Genomic DNA, 12,023 nt, shown 5'->3' on the forward strand with positions numbered 1-12,023 from the left:
GCCTTGCTCGCGCTGTCCGAGGTCAGCAACGCGGCGCCCCCAATCCATAGGACCAATACCAAAGCACGGGCCCAAAGTCCGTTGTGAGGACCGGGCCTTGCTCGATATTCTGTTTGGGCCCCCATCGAACCAATCGTCCCATTGATGGCAATCAGTTTAGGAGGAGAGTCAGCATGCAACGGATCAAGCACCACTTTTGTTGGGTCAAGGCCGTGGCGGTCGATGCCGCGGATGACAACGTCCAGGCCTTCCGCTCCGCGCCGACGCCCGGCGCCATGGCCATGTCGCCGCTCACCGCAACAGCCACCTTCCGCGTGCTGCCCACCGACGCGCTGCCGGCGCTGCAGCCGGTGGACTTGGCGGGCTTCGGCGCACACCTGACGACGGCGACAAGCTCCTTCCGTGCGATGGTGGGGCACTCTCTGCAACAGCTGTCAGCGACGGACGTGGAGAAGCTCAGCGTTCCAATGACCGCCACTGCGGTGTTCAAAACTCTGAGCAACGCGCAGATGCCGCCGCTGGAGTCATTTGATCTTGAACTGGCCACGGCCACGCTGCCCGTGCGGGCGCTGACCGACCAGATGTTTGCGCCGTTGTCGCTGCAGAGCGCTGGTGACGCAGAGCCGGATACCGCCACCACACCGATCCGGATCCTGATGGGCGACTCCCTGCCGCCGCTGATGTTCGCAGGCGCGACCTTCATGGGCGCATGGCAGGTTGAGGCCGATCCTCTCGGTTCCGCTGAGCAGGGTGTCGCCTTGCGCTTCATGCCGGTCATCGGCTCGCGGGGGGACGCGCTGGCGTGGCGGGCGACCGATGCTGGCAAGGCCTGGGCGAGCGATGCACTGGCGATCTCGCTGCTGAGCTTTGCCGCCATTGGCGAGATCTGAGAGGCTGTCCATGAAGCTCAAGCCGTTTCCGGCCGGGGACTGGACGCCCGGTTTCCGTGAGTACATCGCCAAGGAGCCCAAGTTCCTGCCGCCCGACTGGCTGGATCAGAAGCTGTTTGACGTGCCCCCACCTGCTGAATCTGTGCTTGCGCAAGAGTGCGCTGCCGTTGTGGCAGCCAAGCAGGATAGGCCGGTACGCCTGAACAGCATCCTGGGCGAGGTGCAGGGCCCGCATCTGCGCCTCAAGGCCTTGGTGGGCGCGCGCCGGTCGGTCGCGCTGGACGTGCCAGCGACCTCCCGCCTGTTGAATGCGGGTAACGACGATCTGCTGCCGGTACTGTTCTACTTCAAGACGGAATTCAATGCGGCGCGCCCTTCGGCCTACATCGAGGACCTCAATCCGATGTTTGCCAAGCCTGACTCGGAGTTTCCGGGGCATCCGTCCTACCCGAGCGGTCATGCCGCGCAGTCGCGGCTGTTTGCCAGGTTGTTCGGCGCCATGTTTCCCAAGCTCGAGGCAGCCCTGCTCGACATCGCGAACGATGTTGCCTACAACCGCGAGGTCGCAGGCGTTCACTTCCGTTCCGACTCCAAGGCGGGGCAGGACCTGGCGGACCAGGTTTTCACTCAGCTCCGGTTGTGTCCGAGGTTCGCGTGCATGGTGCGGCTTGCGCAGGCCGAATGGCCTGAGAACAACGACCTTCGCTGACTGACGTCCAGCGGCTATTCGCCGCCACGCTTCGTGCGCCCCGAGCATGTTTGCCATCGGGGCGCTTGCTCGTTAGGCCAGTCGCGCGCGTCGTCGCTGCAGCCACCCCACCAACCCCAGCCCCGCTGCAAACAACACCCACGTCCCCGGCTCCGGCACCGCCTGGGCCTGGAACACCGCGCCGCCATCGGCCGAGAAGCTGAACGACGTGAACTGGTACGCGCCGCTACTGGCCGAATAGCTCGCGCCGTCCAGCAGCGCATGGTCGAGCCCGCCGAGCCCCTGGCGCAGGAAGCTGTCGATCCGGAACCCGCCGCTGGCCTGGAAGGCATTGGGGTCGGTCGCGCCGAGGAAGCGGAACTCGATCTGCACGTTGCCGAGGTTCACCGCGCTGGCGGCGCCGAACATGAGCTGGTCCGTCGCGAACCCGCCCTGCCCGTCGGTCTCGACCTCCAGCACCAGCCGCCCGCCCGCCTGGTTCTCAAAGCTGCCCTGAACGTGCAGCGTTCCCGGCGAGTTGCCCGGGTTGAAGACGCCGCGGTTGATGACGTTGCCGACCAGCGTGCCGGTGCCGCCCACATAGCCCTGGTTGCCGATCTCGATCGTCGTGGCGGTCAGCGTGCTGGTGTCGCCGACGACCAGGGTCGCGACGCCGCCGTCGCCCTCGGACGTGGTGGCACCCACGCCCACATAGCCGGCCCGCACGGTCGAGGCGCCGCTGATGTTGAGCACGCCGGTGGAACCCGGTTTCCAGGCGACGACCAGCGGGTGGCTGCCGACGTCGAGCAGGCTGCCGTTCTCGACGCTCGCCAGGCCGCTGCCGCTGTAGCCGACGATGGCGGCGGTGACGCCCGCCTGGCCGCTGACCTGCAGCGTCGAGGTCCGCACCAGCAGGCTGCCATTGCCGCCGGGCGCGTTGTTGGAGCCGCCCACCAGCAGCAGCGAGCCCAGGCTGCCGGCGTTGGCGATCGACACGCCGGACCCGTTGGCCAGGCGCACGCTGCCGAGCGAGCCCGCGCCCAAGCCGATGCCCAGCGTCGCGCCGATGGGGCTGCCGCCGTGCTGCCCGTCCAGCGTGATGCTGGCGGCGTTCATCTGCAGCGTGCCGACGCCGCCCTGCAGGCCGACGTCCAGCAGCGTCGTCTGCAGCGCTGCGCCGGCGTTCAGGTTCAGCGCGCCGGTGCCGGCCGGGTTGCGGCCGACGTAGATGGCCGCGTCCGTGCCCGTCACGCCGACCTGGGAGCCGACGCCGCTGACGTTGAGCGTGCCCGTACCGTTCAAGCCGCTGATGCTCTGGCCGATGGTCATGCGCGTGCTCGCGACCTGCCCGGGCACCGAGCTGCCACGGCCGTTCAGCAGCAACCGGGCCCCGCCACTGACCTCGACCGTGCCGGTGCCGCCCCAGCCGATATTGGCCTGCGGCAGGTCGAAGGCGCCAGCCGCGCTCTGCGGGCTTTGCAGGCTCAGCAGGCTGCCGCCGCCGTCGATGCGCAGCGTGCCCGCCGTGCCGGCCACCAGGTCACCCGACCCGACATACAGGCGTGGCAGCCAGGCGTCCATGTTGACGGCCGCGCCGCGGGTGATGTGGACCGTGCCGATGCCGCCCTGCCGGCCGATGTAGAGGTCGGCAAACGTCGGGCCGTAGTCGATGCGGCTGCCGTTGCCGTCGACCGTCAGCGTGCCGGTCGCGCCGGTGTTGCCGACCTGCAGGCGGTGGATGCCTTCGATGGCGCCGCCGCCCGTGACGGCCAGGCTGGCTGTGGCGCCGTTGCGGCCGATCCAGAGGCCGGCGTTACCCGTCGGGCCGTAGACGAGCTTGGAGCCGGTGCCGCCGATGCTCATGCGGTGGGTGCCGCCGTTGGCGCCGAGCTGGACGAAGGCCGCCGTGTTCGCGTCGGCCGACAGAAGCAATTGGCCGCCATCGGCGACCTGGATGTCGCTCAGCGTGTTGGCAGCATTGCCCATGCCGCTCATGAAGCTGGCGGCGCGCCCGCTGGCACCGCTGACCAGCCAGGCCGAGCGGGCGCCCCTGATGCGCACCTGGGCGAGGACGCCCTCGTTGCCGTTGGCGGCGGGGCCGCTGGAGCCCGCGGCGATGTAGACCTGCTCGGTCTCCAGCCGTCCGCCGGCCAGCACATGCACCTGGGCGATGCTGGTGGCGCCCGGGTCGCCGGAGGACCAGGCCGTGGCGGGCGGTGCCGTCACATGGGCCTGGCCGAGGTTGAAGTTGCTCACGAAGCGGGCCGTCGAGCCGCTGTCGGTGACGGTGAGCCGGCCGGCGTTGCCAGCGTCGTTGGCGATGAACACCCCGCACCAGACGCCGCCGCTGCAGGCCGCGCCGTTGGCGCTGCCGTCCAGCAGCGCGCCGCCCGAGACGCGCACGCTGCCGTTCCTGATCGCCATGCGGTGCCAGTTCACGGCGTCCAGCTCGACGGTGGTGCCGGTGCCGTCGATGAAGACCTCGCCGCGGTTGTGCGTCGCGTCGCTGCCCGCGCCGACCTGCAGCGAGAAGGCCGACACCCCGCCGCCGTCCCACACATCCAGCCAGCCATGGCCCTGCTGGCCGATGTTGAGCTGCCCGTTGAAGCCGCCGCTGCGGTCCGTCGTCATCAGGCTGCCGGCGCCGCTGACCAGCAGGCTGCCGGCGCCACCGCTGCCGACGTTGACGACGCGCGCGCCGCTCATCCGGGCGCCGCTGGAGATCTCCACGCGGCCGGTGCCGGAGGTCTCGCCGATGTTCAGGTAGCTCCAGTCGGCGCCGCTCTGGGCGACGACGCCGCCGTCCCTGACCTGCAGCAGTGCTTCGCCGCCGGCGGCGTTGGCCACCACTAGCCGCGACGTCGGACCGTTGATCTCCAGGCGCGAGCCCGCGCCGCGCACCGTTGTCACGCTGTAGCCGCCGCCGGCCGTCGGGTCGCCGGGGGCATGGCGGCCGGCGGTCAGGTCGGCCGCGGCCATGCGGCCGGCGGGCGCCTGCACGCGCAGCAGGCCCCCGTCGCTGATGTCCAGCGTCGACACCGCGCCGCGTGTGCGGGCGAGGTTGAGGTTGGCGTCGCGGCCGGACAGCGCGCTGGCGGTGATCAGCAACGCCGAGCCCGCGCCGTCGACGACGATGTCGGCAAAGCTGCGCTCGCCGCCGCCTTGCGACGCGCTGCTCCAGCCGCCCACGTTGAGGCCCTCGGTCACCAGCCTGCCACCGGCCAGCACCTCGACGCGGGCCTGCGTGGCACCGTTCATCTCGCCGCCGGTCCAGCCCTCGTTGGCGGGCCGGGCGACGTGGATTTCGCCGACGTTGAGGCTGTCGACGAAGCGCGCCTCGCTGCCCGCCCCCGTCACCGTGAAGCGGGCCGTGGCGCCGGCGAGCTGGCCGACCGAGGAGCCGCACCAGCGCCCGGCGCAGGCGGCTGGGTCCAGGCTCGCGTCCAGCAGCGCACCGCCGCTGACGGTCAGCGCGCCGGTGCCCGAGTGGCCCACCGACAGGCGGTGTGTATCCACGCCCCCCAACGCCAGCAGCGTGCCCGCGCCGTGGATCGTGACCCTGCCCTCGCTGTTGCGGTCCTGCCCCACGGCCAGGTTGAGCTGGCGTGCATCCAGGCGCCCGCCGGCGCGCATGTCCAGCGTGCCGGTGGCCGAGTGGCCCACGAACACGTCGGCGGCCGCGAAACCCGCCGAGCCGCCGTGAAGGTTCAGCGTGGCGGTGCCGCCGTTGTAGCCCACCTGCACCCAGCGCGCGCCGCCGATCTTGCCGCCCTGGGTCACGTCGAGCTGCGCGCTGCCGCCGCCTTCGGCCAGGTGGAAATAGCCGTCGCCGCCATCCCCGCTCAGCCACAGCGCCGAGTTGGCGCCGGTGACGCTGCCGACGAAGCTGCCGCCCTGGCCCAGGCGCACGCCGAAGTGCCGGCCGCCGCTGCCGGTCACCAGCATCTGGCCGCCGTCGTCCACCTGCAGTTGCACCTCGGTGCGGCCGCCTTTGGCCAATTCCACATGGCTGCCGACGGGGCTGGCCTGGTCGGTCACCCGCCAGCGTGAGCCCGCGCCCGTGACGCGCAGAGCGGCAAGCGCGCGTTCGCTGCCGAGCAGCGGCCCACCACTGGCTGCGCCGCCCGCCACCGCATAGCCGGTGTCCAGCGTTGCGCCGTCGGCGACCAGCAGGTGGCCCTTGACGTCCTGCCCCGCCTGGCCCGCATGCAGGTTGATGCCGAGGTGCCCGATGTAGGTCGAGTGGATCAGCGCTGCCGACGAACCTGCGCCGGTGACCGTCAGGCTGCCCTGCGCGCCCGCGGCGACACCGACGAAGTTGTTGCACCAGCCGTTGCCCAGCGCGCAGGCGGCGCTGTCGGAGCCCGCGTCCAGCCGGGCGCCGTTGCTGACGACGAAGCTGCTGACGCCGGTGTTGCCGACGGCGAAGCGGTTGCTGTTGCCACCGGCCTTCAGCAGCAGCAGCGTGCCGGCGCCGTCGAGCAGTCCCGTTGTCGTCCCACCCGCTTGGCCGGCCATCGTCAGGTAGGCCAGCGTGACCTTTGATCCGGCCGTGGCTGCGAAGCTGCCGGGCGCGCCCCAGCCGATCTGCAAGGTCGCGCCGGGCTGGTCGACATCGCCGGGCCCGACGGGCTGGCCATTGCCGTTGCTCAGGAAGTGGGCGCCCGTCACGGTGACAGCGGCGCGGCCGCTCGGCGCGGCGAGCGTCAGCCACAGCCCGGCGATGGCCAGCGCAACGCGGTGGCGTGAATGGAAATGCTGCATGGTGTACCCCTGGCTCGCTGTCGTGGGGCGTCTCCCGAAAGGGAGCGCAGCCAGGCGTGCGAGGGCTCCTGGCCACGGCACGATGCCGGGTCAGGCCCTGACGGACATCCTCAAGACTGCGTAATCCGGGTGCCCGGCGACCTGGGACATTCCAGGGTTGCGGCGGCGCCGGGGAGCCTCAGGCGCGCGCCGCGTCAATGGCCAGCAGGCCATCGAAGATGAGCCCGTCGATCAGCTCATGCGGTGCATCCAGGGCCGGGGCCACCTTCCAGCCCGCGCCGCCCGTCATCAGCAGCAGCGGCTCGCGGCCTTCGCGCCTGGCCAGCAGCCGGTGCATGCGCTCGATGGCGCCGGTGATGGCGAAGGTGCCGCCGGTGGTCAGCGCGTCGCTGGTGTTGGTGGGGAAGTCGCGCACCTCGCCGGTGGGCACGCGCAGGCCGGCCGTGCCGCCTTCGAGGGCGCGCAACATGATGCCGTGACCGGGCAGGATCAGGCCGCCTAGGAATTGGCCGTCGCTGGACAGCGCCTCCACCGTCACCGCCGTGCCCACCATGACCACCAGCACCGGCCCGCTGAAGCCGCGCTTGCTGGCATGGGCATGCGCACCGATGACGGCCACCCAGCGGTCGGCGCCCAGGCGGGTGGGGTGGTCGTAGCCGTTCTTCACGCCGGCGGCCTCGGGCGCCGGCACGACCCAGCGCGTGGCCAGGTCCCAGTGCTCCATCTGCTCCTCGACGCGGCGGCGCACCGCGTCGCCGGCCACATTGCTGCCCAGCATGCGCGTCGGCGGGGGCAGGCCTTGCCAGTCCTCATCGGCCAGGCGGTCGATGTTCTCAAGGAAGACGGCGCCGTGCTGATGCGGCGGGCTGCCGGGTTCGGCGCCGTCTGCATAGACGGCCCACTTGAGCCGGGTGTTGCCGATGTCGATGGCCAGAAAGCTCATGGTGGGGACCGTGGCGCGGACAAAGCCGTGAAGAATGGCGCGAGCCTACCAGCAGGCTTTCACGTTTTCCCGCTGGTTTCTGCTTCAATCAGCTGGCTAAGCCCGGGCCGTCCTGCGCCCCCAAGGAGAACCCATGCTGCGACGTCTGCGTATCCAAGCCCGCCTGTGGCTGGCCTTCGGCCTCATCCTGGTGATGACCGCGCTGCTGGTCGGGCTCGGCGGTTTCGGGCTGAACGTGTCGCAAAAGGCCATCCAGGGCATTACGCAAAAGCTCATTCCGATCACCAATCTGGCGGTGGCCGCGCGCACCCAGTTGCTGGTGAGCAAGACGGCCACGTCCACCCTGGCCGCGAGCATCTTCAACAAGGACGGCATGGCCCGGGCCCGCAAGGACTGGGACGAGGCCCAGGTCACCATGGACAAGACGCTCGACCAGTTCGGCGCCCTCATCTCCGAGCCGCAGAGCAAGGACAACCTCGCCAAGTTCCGCGCCCTGGTGGCCGACTACCGCAAGGCCGTCAGGCCGGCGCTCGACAAGCTGCTGGCCGATGGGTACGCCGACGCCCAGTCCGCGTTCGAGGACATCAAGGCCGCCGACGCGGCCTTCGACCCGGCGCTGACCATGCTCAACGACATCGGCGCCGACCTGACGCGCCGCGGCAACGATGTGTTCGTCCAGGTCGACGGCCTGGTCAGCAAGCTCTTCGTGGGCCTGCTGGGGGCCTTCCTGGTCTGCATCGTCATTGGCGGCGTGCTGGCCGTGCTGATCTCGCGCTCCATCATCGGCCCGCTGACGTCGGCCAAACGCTTTGCCGAACGCATGGCCGGCGGCGACCTTTCGCGCGCGCCCGAGGTCAGCGGCAGCGACGAGTCCGCCGAGATGATGCAGGCCCTGGCGGCCATGCAGCAGTCGCTCTCGGGCATCGTCGGCCAGGTGCGCGAGTCAGCCGAGAGCATCCAGGTCGCGTCCAGCGAGGTGGCCAGCGGCAACATGGACCTGTCGCAGCGCACCGAGCAGACGGCGTCCAACCTGCAGCAGGCGTCCAGCGCCATGACGCAGCTGACCGGCACCGTCAGCCAGAGCGCCGACTCGGCCATGACCGCCAAGCAGCTCGCCGGCGCCGCCGCCGAGACGGCCGGCCGGGGCGGCGCGGTGGTGTCGCGGGTGGTCAGCACGATGGGCGAGATCAATGCGGCCAGCCGCAAGATCAGCGACATCATCGGCACCATCGACGGCATTGCCTTCCAGACCAACATCCTGGCGCTGAACGCGGCGGTGGAGGCGGCCCGCGCCGGCGAACAGGGCCGCGGCTTCGCGGTCGTGGCCGGCGAGGTGCGCTCGCTGGCCCAGCGTTCGGCCGAGGCCGCGCGCGAGATCAAGGGCCTGATCAATGCCAGCGTCGAGCGTGTCGAGGCCGGCACCAGCCTCGTCAACGACGCCGGCACGACCATGACCGACATCGTCGGCTCGGTGCAGCGCGTGACCGACATCATTGGCGAGATCGCCGCCGCAGCCGTGGAGCAGAGCCAGGGCCTGCGCCAGGTCAACGGCACCGTGACGGAGCTCGACCAGATGACGCAGCAGAACGCCGCGCTGGTGGAGGAGACAGCCGCGGCGGCTCAGTCGCTGAAGGAGCAGGCCGTCAGGCTGGCGGGGTTGGTCAGTTCATTCAAGCTGAGCTGAGGCAACTGCGGGCGAGTGGACGGGCCGGTCCTACTTGCCCGCTTCCTTCGGCAGCGGCTTGACCGGGCTGACCTCCACCGCGCCGCGTACCGAGCGAAAGGCGGCCTGTTCGACCAGCTTGTTGAGGTGCGTCACGATCTCCGCCGGCGACACCTGGTCGATCACGTCGATGGAGCTTGACTTGGCGTCGCTGTATTTGCTGTGCGTGAACTGCGGCTTGCGGGCGACGACGGCCAGGGTCTTGGCGTCCAGGGTCACCCGCTCGAAGGAGATGAAGGGCGCCACGTAGGCCGTGTCTCTCTGCTGCTCGCCGGTGCGGATGTTGGTGACGGTCTGGGCAGTGTCCGCGTGCTCCTGCTTGCGATCGACGCCGTCCTCGTCGAGCAGCTCCCATTGGTTGCCGGTGGGCTTGATGTAGATGCCGATGCCGCCGAGCCGGCTGGGCATGCCCTCGCGCGACTCCCAGGCATAGCGCGGCAGGATGGCCTCGATGCGGTCCCACTCGGCGCGCTGCGGAATCAGGGTCAGGCGATCGCGCAGCGCGTCGAGCACCAGCGCATCGCGGGCCTCGAACGAGGCGTTTTTGAGCTGCTCCGCCAGCGCGGGGTTGGCGCTCCAGCGCAGCATGATGCGGCGCGAAGCGGGCTCCTCTTCGGCCAGGGCCTTGTCCAGTCCGCGCAGCACGGCCATGTTCAGCAACTGCGGATCCACCTGCACCGTGCGGCGCGAGAAGTCGTCCACGCTGCGGGCGCGCTTGCCGCGCTGCTTGACGATGCTGAGCTGGTCGCCGAGCGTGGAGATGAGAGCGATGGTTTGTGGAGGTTTGCCTGCCTCCTGAGCCAGGGCCGCCAGGGGTAGCGCAATCGCGGCCGCAGTCAGCAGTTCCTTGAGCATCGATGCACCTCCCGGTAGTTCCTGGGGGCGGATGCCAACGCCACGAACCAGGGGCCCCAGGTGAGCCCGGTCAGGCAGCAATCAACCGTCGACGCGCTTGCCAGGAGCGTCAGCCCGCGTAGCGCTCGCCCCGCTGCATGGCGTCCAGAGCCGCATGCGCAGCCACCTCCCCAATCACCAGCAACGCCGGGCTGCTAAGCCCTTCGCGAGCAATGCAGCCGGGCAGGTCGGCCAAAGTCGTGACGGCATGCCGCTGTTGTGCCGTGTGCGCGGCGCTGACGATGGCTGCCGGCAGGTCTGCCTTCAAGCCAGCCGCGAGCAGCTTGGCCGTGATGTCGGCCGCGCGGGCCACGCCCATGTAGATGACCAGCGTCAGGCCCGTGCGGGCCAATGCCGCCCAGTCGGGCTCGGCGCGGCCTTCGCCGGGGTGGCCGGTGACGAGGATGACACCGGGCGAGGCGCGGCGGTCGGTGACCGGGATGCCGACGGCCGCCGGGCCGGCGATGCCGCTGGTGAGACCTGACACCACCTCGACCTCGAGCCCTGCCTCGCGCAACGCATCGACCTCCTCGCCGCCACGGCCGAAGACGAAGGGATCGCCGCCCTTGAGGCGCACGACGCGATGCCCGGCGCGGGCCTCGCGGATCATCAGTGCATGGATGAAGTGCTGGTCCGTCGAGATGCAGCCGCCGCGCTTGCCGACGCGCAAGAGGCGGCCTTTCACCAGGGCCAGCACGCGCGGGTCGATGAGGTCGTCGGCCAGCACGACATCGGCGCCTTCGATGCGCTTCAAGGCGCGCACGGTCAGCAGCTCCGGGTCGCCGGGGCCGGCGCCGACGAGCGAGACAGTTTGGGTGCTCATGCAGGAACCTCTTCAGGCGTGGTGGCAACCAGGCGGCGCAGCGCCGGCAGGCACGAGCCGCATTGCGTACCGCAGCGCTGTTCGCCCTGCAACTGCGCCAGACGCTCGGCCGGTGTGCCGCCGCAGCGCTGCAGCGTCAGGCGGATGACGTCCTCGCGCACATCGAAGCAGTTGCAGACCTGCGGGCTGGCGGCCGCGGTGTTGGTGGGCGGTGCGCCGGGCGACAGCAGCCAACGGCCGACGGTGGAGGCCGCCGTGCGCTCGCGCCACAGGTCGACCAGCCAGGCGCCTTCCTCATGCTGGCCGACACGCAGCAGGGCCTGCAGCGGCGCGGCCTGCAGGTCATCGCCATCGAGCTTGAGCAGGCGCAGCCGGCCGCGCTGGGCGTCGGCATAGCGCAGCACATGCGGGTCAGACAGACCGAGGGCTGCGGCCAGTTCGCCCACCAGCTCGGGCGCCGGCGCCTCGGCGCAGGCGGCCTCGAAGGCCCAGCCGACCAGGCCGGTCCGGGTCGGCTCGGGCAGGCATTGCGCGTAGCCAAAGCGCGGCATCAGCGTGCGCAGCTTCTCGCGCAGCGCAGCGCCTTGCCCGGGCTCGACCCAGGCACAGCCGCTGAGGCGCCAGGGCAGGTTGGCCGATTCGATGGCCACAGCGCTGAACTTCAGCTCCGGTTGCTTGGAGTCGGGGCAGAAGGCGCCTTGCGTCAGGGCATTGACGCCCAACTGCGCACCGATGAATTCGTCGCCCCAGTGCATGGCGATGTCGGCGCCGGCCAGTGGCACGTTCTCGTCGAGCCTGAGCGGCAGCACGACTTCGCCGCGGCGCGAGCGCACATGCACCAGCTCACCCTCGGCCAGCTTGCGGCGCGCGGCGTCGCTGGGGTGCAGGCGCACCAGCGGCCGGCCCTCATGCGCGAACAGATTGGGCACGCTGCCGCTGCGGCTCATGCCATGCCATTGGTCGCGCATGCGGCCGGTGGTCAGCGCGAATGGGCGCCTGGGCGATGCGACCTCGGCCGTCGGCTGGTAGGCCTTGGTGATGAAGCGGGCGCGGCCGTTGGTGGTGGCGAAGCGGCCATCGGTATAGAGGCGCGCGGTCGGCCCGCTGACGAAGGGCCATTGCTGCGGGCCTTCGGTCTCCAGCGTGACCCAGGACAGGCCGGTGATGTCCAGGTCGCGGCCGCGGGTGGCCGCGCGGTGTTCGTTCCACAGGTCCTCGGGGCCATGGGCAACGATGCGCGGCGCGCGGCCCAGGCCGGCGTCGATCAGCGCGCCGATGTCGCGCACGATGCGCCAGTC

The 12,023-nt window shown here is 70.5% G+C and carries 8 protein-coding genes; 3 read left to right on the forward strand and 5 right to left on the reverse strand.

The window, feature by feature from the left end; all coding sequences use genetic code 11:
* The first annotated feature begins 113 nt into the window (after positions 1 to 113).
* Positions 114 to 890 carry a hypothetical protein gene (locus ACT6S0_RS15810; protein ID WP_444764764.1) on the forward strand — a complete coding sequence of 259 codons (777 nt, stop codon included), beginning with the start codon at positions 114 to 116 and terminating at the stop codon, positions 888 to 890.
* 10 nt (positions 891 to 900) lie between these two features.
* On the forward strand, positions 901 to 1,599 hold the full coding sequence (locus ACT6S0_RS15815; RefSeq protein WP_444764765.1) for a phosphatase PAP2 family protein: 699 nt from the start codon (positions 901 to 903) through the stop codon (positions 1,597 to 1,599).
* 72 nt (positions 1,600 to 1,671) lie between these two features.
* Here the strand turns inward: ACT6S0_RS15815 and ACT6S0_RS15820 are convergent, their stop codons facing one another.
* Together ACT6S0_RS15820 and ACT6S0_RS15825 are read right to left on the reverse strand one after the other, a co-directional pair.
* Positions 1,672 to 6,342, reverse strand: a complete 4,671-nt coding sequence (locus tag ACT6S0_RS15820) for a beta strand repeat-containing protein (protein ID WP_444764766.1) — start codon at positions 6,340 to 6,342, stop codon at positions 1,672 to 1,674.
* Between the two features lie 178 nt (positions 6,343 to 6,520).
* Positions 6,521 to 7,285, reverse strand: a complete 765-nt coding sequence (locus ACT6S0_RS15825; RefSeq protein ID WP_444764767.1) for a type III pantothenate kinase — start codon at positions 7,283 to 7,285, stop codon at positions 6,521 to 6,523.
* A 133-nt stretch (positions 7,286 to 7,418) separates the two neighbouring features.
* Here ACT6S0_RS15825 and ACT6S0_RS15830 point away from each other — a divergent pair, with 133 nt between their 5' ends.
* Complete coding sequence (locus ACT6S0_RS15830; RefSeq protein WP_444764768.1) at positions 7,419 to 8,969, forward strand: methyl-accepting chemotaxis protein; 1,551 nt, start codon at positions 7,419 to 7,421, stop codon at positions 8,967 to 8,969.
* 30 nt (positions 8,970 to 8,999) lie between these two features.
* Here the strand turns inward: ACT6S0_RS15830 and ACT6S0_RS15835 are convergent, their stop codons facing one another.
* The 3 genes from ACT6S0_RS15835 to ACT6S0_RS15845 form a co-directional block, all read right to left on the reverse strand.
* On the reverse strand, positions 9,000 to 9,863 hold the full coding sequence (locus ACT6S0_RS15835; protein ID WP_444764769.1) for a hypothetical protein: 864 nt from the start codon (positions 9,861 to 9,863) through the stop codon (positions 9,000 to 9,002).
* 109 nt (positions 9,864 to 9,972) lie between these two features.
* Positions 9,973 to 10,725 carry a uroporphyrinogen-III C-methyltransferase gene (gene cobA, locus ACT6S0_RS15840; protein WP_444764770.1) on the reverse strand — a complete coding sequence of 251 codons (753 nt, stop codon included), beginning with the start codon at positions 10,723 to 10,725 and terminating at the stop codon, positions 9,973 to 9,975.
* The coding region (locus tag ACT6S0_RS15845) for a nitrate reductase (RefSeq protein ID WP_444764771.1) at positions 10,722 to 12,023 on the reverse strand (1,302 nt) is incomplete at its 5' end. The genes ACT6S0_RS15845 and cobA, both read right to left, overlap by 4 nt.

The sequence above is a fragment of the Roseateles sp. genome, assembly GCF_052436255.1.
GTDB lineage: Bacteria > Pseudomonadota > Gammaproteobacteria > Burkholderiales > Burkholderiaceae_C > Pelomonas.

Excerpts from the sequence above, each read along its gene's own strand:
- ACT6S0_RS15815 (WP_444764765.1), top strand. The coding sequence starts at position 901 with ATGAAGCTCAAGCCGTTTCCGGCCGGGGACTGGACGCCCGGTTTCCGT.
- ACT6S0_RS15830 (WP_444764768.1), top strand. The coding sequence starts at position 7,419 with ATGCTGCGACGTCTGCGTATCCAAGCCCGCCTGTGGCTGGCCTTCGGC.
- cobA (WP_444764770.1), bottom strand. The coding sequence starts at position 10,725 with ATGAGCACCCAAACTGTCTCGCTCGTCGGCGCCGGCCCCGGCGACCCG.
- ACT6S0_RS15835 (WP_444764769.1), bottom strand. The coding sequence starts at position 9,863 with ATGCTCAAGGAACTGCTGACTGCGGCCGCGATTGCGCTACCCCTGGCG.
- ACT6S0_RS15820 (WP_444764766.1), bottom strand. The coding sequence starts at position 6,342 with ATGCAGCATTTCCATTCACGCCACCGCGTTGCGCTGGCCATCGCCGGG.
- ACT6S0_RS15825 (WP_444764767.1), bottom strand. The coding sequence starts at position 7,285 with ATGAGCTTTCTGGCCATCGACATCGGCAACACCCGGCTCAAGTGGGCC.